The sequence below is a fragment of the Mycobacterium sp. genome, from assembly GCF_036488105.1.
Taxonomy (GTDB): domain Bacteria; phylum Actinomycetota; class Actinomycetes; order Mycobacteriales; family Mycobacteriaceae; genus Mycobacterium.
Window position 1 is genome coordinate 1 of sequence record NZ_DASXHW010000372.1, and the last position, 5,125, is coordinate 5,125.

Annotated in this window: 6 protein-coding genes; all 6 read right to left on the bottom strand. The window is 65.1% G+C overall.

Translation table 11 applies throughout. The annotated features are described in order from the left end of the window. Positions 1-51: 51 nt before the first annotated feature. The gene (locus VGH54_RS19520) at positions 52-834 is read right to left on the bottom strand and encodes a sulfite exporter TauE/SafE family protein (RefSeq protein WP_331513721.1); all 783 of its coding nucleotides are present in this window, start codon (positions 832-834) and stop codon (positions 52-54) included. Positions 835-898: 64 nt separating this feature from the next. Then, the gene (gene der / locus VGH54_RS19525; protein ID WP_331513722.1) at positions 899-2,302 is read right to left on the bottom strand and encodes a ribosome biogenesis GTPase Der; all 1,404 of its coding nucleotides are present in this window, start codon (positions 2,300-2,302) and stop codon (positions 899-901) included. After that, positions 2,299-2,982: a (d)CMP kinase gene (cmk, locus tag VGH54_RS19530; protein WP_331513723.1), complete on the bottom strand. Its 684-nt coding sequence runs from the start codon at positions 2,980-2,982 to the stop codon at positions 2,299-2,301. Before cmk ends, der begins: the two co-directional genes overlap by 4 nt. After that, the gene (locus VGH54_RS19535) at positions 2,979-3,731 is read right to left on the bottom strand and encodes a pseudouridine synthase (protein WP_331513727.1); all 753 of its coding nucleotides are present in this window, start codon (positions 3,729-3,731) and stop codon (positions 2,979-2,981) included. Before VGH54_RS19535 ends, cmk begins: the two co-directional genes overlap by 4 nt. Then, positions 3,731-4,555, bottom strand: coding sequence for an SMC-Scp complex subunit ScpB (gene scpB, locus VGH54_RS19540; RefSeq protein WP_331513724.1), 825 nt, complete (start codon positions 4,553-4,555; stop codon positions 3,731-3,733). The genes VGH54_RS19535 and scpB overlap by 1 nt, the downstream gene beginning before the upstream one ends. Beyond that, a partial coding sequence (locus VGH54_RS19545) for a segregation/condensation protein A (RefSeq protein WP_331513726.1) occupies positions 4,552-5,125 on the bottom strand: 574 nt, incomplete at its 5' end. The genes VGH54_RS19545 and scpB, both read right to left, overlap by 4 nt.

Sequence of the window (5,125 nt, forward strand, 5' to 3'; positions counted from 1 at the left end):
CGACAATCGGAAATTCTGGCTTCGGTAACGCCGTTCAACGGGGCTGACCCGTCAGACGGTGAGCAGCCGGTAGAGCCCGATGAGGCCGACGATGACGATCGCGGCGCGCAGCGCGTTCGGTGACAGCCGACGGCCATAGCGTGCACCCAGCCAGCCGCCGAGCAATGATCCGATCGCGATGAGACCGGCGACCGGCCAGTTGATGCGATGGAAAGCGACCATCGTATAAGCCAGCGCCGCAACAAGATTCACGATCAATGTCAGCAGGTTCTTCGCGGCGTTCGTCCGCTGTACCGATTCCGGCAGCAGTGCACCCATCGCGCCAACCAGCAAAATGCCCTGTGCGGCCGTGAAATAGCCGCCATAGACGGCGACCGCGAAAGTGCTCGACACCACCGCGGCCATCCGACCACGCGAAATGTCTTCGGCCGACTGACCTGCCTTCGCCGCCCGTGCCTGCGCCCAAACTTGGATACGCGGACCGATGACCACCAGCACCAGCGCGATGATCAGCAGCACCGGCACCACGGCGGTGAACAGTTTCTCCGGAAGATGCAAGAGCAGCCAAGCACCGAGTGTCGCGCCGATAACCGAAGCGGGAATTTGCCATACCAGCCTGCCACCCTGACCGCGCAGTTCACGCCGATAGCCCCAGGTGCTGGAGGCATTGCCCGCTACCAGGCCCACCGCGTTGGACATCGTCGCCGTCACCGGCGGATAACCCATCGCGACAAGTGTCGGAAAAGTGATCAACGTGCCCGAACCGACAACGGCATTGATCGCGCCGGCCCCCACGGCGGCGAGGACGATCAAAATCCCTTGCGACAAAGGCACTGACACGACTTTATCCGGCTCAACTCATGCGTAAATATGAGTTTCAGCACTGCGCGTGCCGCCGTCAGCGCGACTTGGGCTTGCGCTTCTCGCGTACCCGAACGTTGATGCGAATCGGGCTGCCGTCAAAGCCGAAAGTCTCGCGCAGACGTCGCTCCAAAAATCGGCGGTAGCCCGCTTCCAGAAATCCGGAAGTGAACAACACGAACGTCGGCGGGCGAGCGGCGGCCTGCGTAGCGAACAGAATCCGCGGCTGTTTACCGCCGCGCACCGGCGGCGGTGTCGCCGCCACGACTTCCTTGATCCAGGTGTTCAACCGGCCGGTGCCGATCCGGGCATCCCACGATGCCAACGCACTCTCCAACGCCGGCACCAACTTCTGCACCGCGCGGCCGGTTTTCGCGGAGATGTTGACCCGTTGCGCCCACTGCACCTGCGCCAGTTGGCGGTCGATCTCGTTATCCAGCTGGTAACGCCGGTCCTCGTCAACGAGGTCCCATTTGTTGAACGCCAGCACCAGCGCGCGCCCGGCCTCGACGACCATCGACAGCACCCGCAGATCCTGCTCGGTCAGTGGCACCGATCCGTCGATCAACACGATCACCACTTCGGCGGCGTCGATGGCGCCGTGGGTGCGTACCGAGGCATAGAACTCCTGCCCACTGGCCTGGCCGACCTTGCGGCGCAGTCCGGCCGTGTCGACGAAACGCCAGACCTTGCCGTCCATTTCGATCAGCGAGTCCACCGGATCGACCGTGGTGCCGGCGACGTCGTGAACCACCGAGCGCTGATCGCCCGCCAACCGGTTCAGCAGCGAGCTCTTCCCGACGTTGGGCTTGCCGACCAGTGCCACCCGCCGTGGACCGCCCTGGGTAGAGGCCAGTTCAGCGACCTCCGGCAGCACCCCGACGACCGCGTCGAGCAGATCGGCCACGCCGCGACCGTGGATCGCGCTGATCGCGTGTGGCTCACCGACGCCCAACGACCACAATGCGGCGGCATCGGCTTCGCCTTTCTCGCTATCAACTTTGTTGGCGGCCAGGAACACCGGCTTACCGGAGCGGCGCAGGATACGGGCCGCAGCTTCGTCACCTGCCGTCGCGCCGACGACCGCGTCCACCACCAGGATCACCGCATCGGCGGTACGCATGGCCACCGAGGCCTGCTCGGCGACCAACAGCTGCAGGCCCTCGGCGTCGGGCTCCCATCCCCCGGTGTCCTGCACGACGAATCTGCGTCCAGTCCACAGTGCGTCGTAGGACACCCGGTCACGGGTCACGCCGGGCACGTCCTGAACTACCGCTTCCCGTCGGCCCAGGATCCGGTTGACCAGCGACGACTTGCCGACGTTCGGCCGGCCCACCACGGCCACCACCGGCGGCGGACCACTGGCCACATCATCGATGGAATCAACGAATTCACTTGATTCCCATTCGCTTTCGTCGACCCACGTGCCGTCGTCACTCACCGAACTGCCTCGCTTCGCTGCTTGACCAACTGCAGGAGGTGAGCGATCACTTCGGATTCGGTCATCTCGCTGGTATCGACGACCACCGCATCCGAGGCGGCCCGCAGGGGCGACACCGCGCGCGTCGAGTCCAGGTGATCGCGGCGCCGCACATCGGCGAGCACGGAGTCGTAGTCGTCGACAAATCCGGCGGCAACATGTTGATCATTGCGGCGCCGTGCCCGCGTCTCCGCCGACGCGGTCAGGTAGATCTTGACGTCGGCGTCGGGCAACACCACGGTCCCAATGTCGCGTCCTTCAACCACGACGCTGCCGGGCCCCGTGGCCAGCGCGCGCTGCAAGTCGACAAGGCGGGTGCGGACGGAGGGAACAGCCGACACGGCGGACACCGCCCTGGTGACCTGGTCGCCACGGATCTCCGACGAAACATCCTCGCCGTCAAGGTAACTAAGATCCTCTTTGGGGTCGTGGCCCACCGACAGCTTGACATTGGATGCGACTGCTCCGACGGCATCCTGGTCGGTGAGGTCTATTCCGGCACGCAGCACCGCCAGCGTGACGATGCGATACATGGCACCGGTGTCCAGATAGCGGGCATGCAATGCATGCGCCAATCCCCTTGATACCGAAGACTTTCCGGTGCCCGCCGGGCCATCGATGGCGACAACGACTGCGTTCACAGCCCTACCGCTTTATAGAGCTCCCCGATCTCATTGCGGCGCAGCGCCCGTATGCTACCCGGCCGCTGCTCGCCCAGTGACACCGCGCCGATATCGGTACGGACAAGTGTCTGCACGGGAAATCCCACCTCGGCCAGCATCCGTCGCACAATGCGCTTGCGTCCCTCGTGCAGCGTGACCCGAAGCAGCGTCTTACCGGGAATGGCGTCCACCACCGCGAAATCGTCAACTGCGACCGGCCCGTCGTCCAATTCGATTCCAGTCCGCAATTTCTTGCCGAGGCCGCGCGGCACCGATCCGTTTACCGTCGCCAGATACGTCTTGGGTACTTCGAAGGAGGGATGCATCAGCCGATGAGCCAGCTCGCCATCGTTGGTCAGCAAGATCAGACCCTCGGTGTCGGCGTCGAGCCGCCCCACGTGAAAAAGCTTCTTGTTGCCCCGAACTCGGTGTTCGACCAGATCGCCGATGCAGGGCCGGCCACGATCGTCCGACATCGTCGAGTGCATGCCGCGCGGCTTGTTCAGCGCCAGATACACCAGCGAATCATCCAGAACCACCCGCGCCCCGTCGACGCGGATCACCGAGGCATCCGGGTCGACCCTGGTGCCCAGCTCGGTCACCAACTGGCCGTCGACCTCGACGCGGCCGTCGATGATCATTCGCTCGGCAACCCGCCGCGACGCAATTCCGGCCTGCGACAGCACTTTCTGCAGGCGAACCCCGCTGGGTTCGCTGTCCGTGACCATCACTCGTGATCCACGTCGAACGACAAGGGCGGATCGTCGGAAACCGGACCGCCGCCGAGCTTGACGAAACGGGGCTCAGTGTCCAGGGATTCGCTCAGGTCGTCGATCATGTCGACATCGGGAAGCAATGGTGCGATATCGGGCAGATCGGTCAGCGACGACAGCCCGAGGCGTTCCAAGAACAGCTCGGTGGTGGCGAAGGTCACCGCCCCGGTGTCGGCGTCGGTGCCTGCTTCGGTGATCAGCCCGCGCGCCAGCAGCGTGCGCATCACCGCGTCGACGTTGACCCCGCGCACCGCGCTCACCCGTGCACGCGTCACGGGTTGCCGGTAGGCCACCACCGCCAGCGTCTCCAGCGCCGCCCGGGTGAGCTTCGAGCGAGATCCGTCCAGCAGCAAGCGCTCAACGTAGGGCGCGAACCGGGCCCGGGTGTACATCCGCCATCCCCCGCCGGCCTCGCGCAGGTCGATGCCGCTGTCTCGTTCGGTGAGCTCATCGGCCATCAGCCGCAGCTTGGCCGCCACCCGGTAGGCCGGTTGCTCGGTCGCCGCGGCCAGCGCCTCGACGGTTACCGGGGTGTCGACCAGCAGCAGCAGTGCCTCGAGCACCCTACCGAGCTCGGTGTCCTCGAGCTCGGGTGCCGTCGCGACGTCGATGCCGAGGTTCTCATCGGACACATCGAATCCCAGGTCCAAATCGGGCACGTCGGTGCCCGCGTCCGCGCCGGCCGCGTCGATGTCCAAGTCCGCATCGAACGATGGCTGCGTCATATGGCGCCGCTTCTCCGCATCGCTGCGCTCTGAATCGTCGCTGGCACGAGTCATGAGTAGTGGTCCCGCAATTCGTCGCTGGGGGGTTGTTCTCCGGTCCACGAAACCTGGAGCACACCAAGCGGTTCTGACTGGTCGAATGCTACCGTCCGCGACCGATACAGCTCGAGCAGAGCCAGGAAGCGCCCGACGATCTCAATGGACGCCTTGCAATCGGTGACCAGCTCGGAGAACGATGCCCACTGCCCGATCCCACGCTTTTCCAGCAGCGACATCAGTTGTTTGGCCTGCTCGGGCACCGAGACCATCAGGTCGTGCAGGTGTTCGGTGGCCACCGTCGGCACTTGCCGTGGCGTGAACGCGGTCGCTGCGATCTCGGCGAACCGCTTGGCGTCGACGCCCAACATCACCTCGGGCAGCAGGTCTTCGTACCGGTCCTCCAGGGACACCGCCCGGGGATAGCTGCGCAGCGCGGCGGCCTCGAGCTCGGCGAACATCTGCGCGACGTGCTTGAACGCCCGGTACTGCAGCAACCGGGCGAAAAGTAGGTCGCGGACTTCCAGCAGCGCCAGATCCTCGGCGTCGTCGACCTGACCGGATGGCAGCAGCCGCGCAGCCTTGAGG

Bases quoted from the DNA above. Each gene is read 5' to 3' on its own strand.
- VGH54_RS19535 (WP_331513727.1), bottom strand. From the start codon at position 3,731: ATGGTCACGGACAGCGAACCCAGCGGGGTTCGCCTGCAGAAAGTGCTG.
- scpB (WP_331513724.1), bottom strand. From the start codon at position 4,555: ATGACTCGTGCCAGCGACGATTCAGAGCGCAGCGATGCGGAGAAGCGG.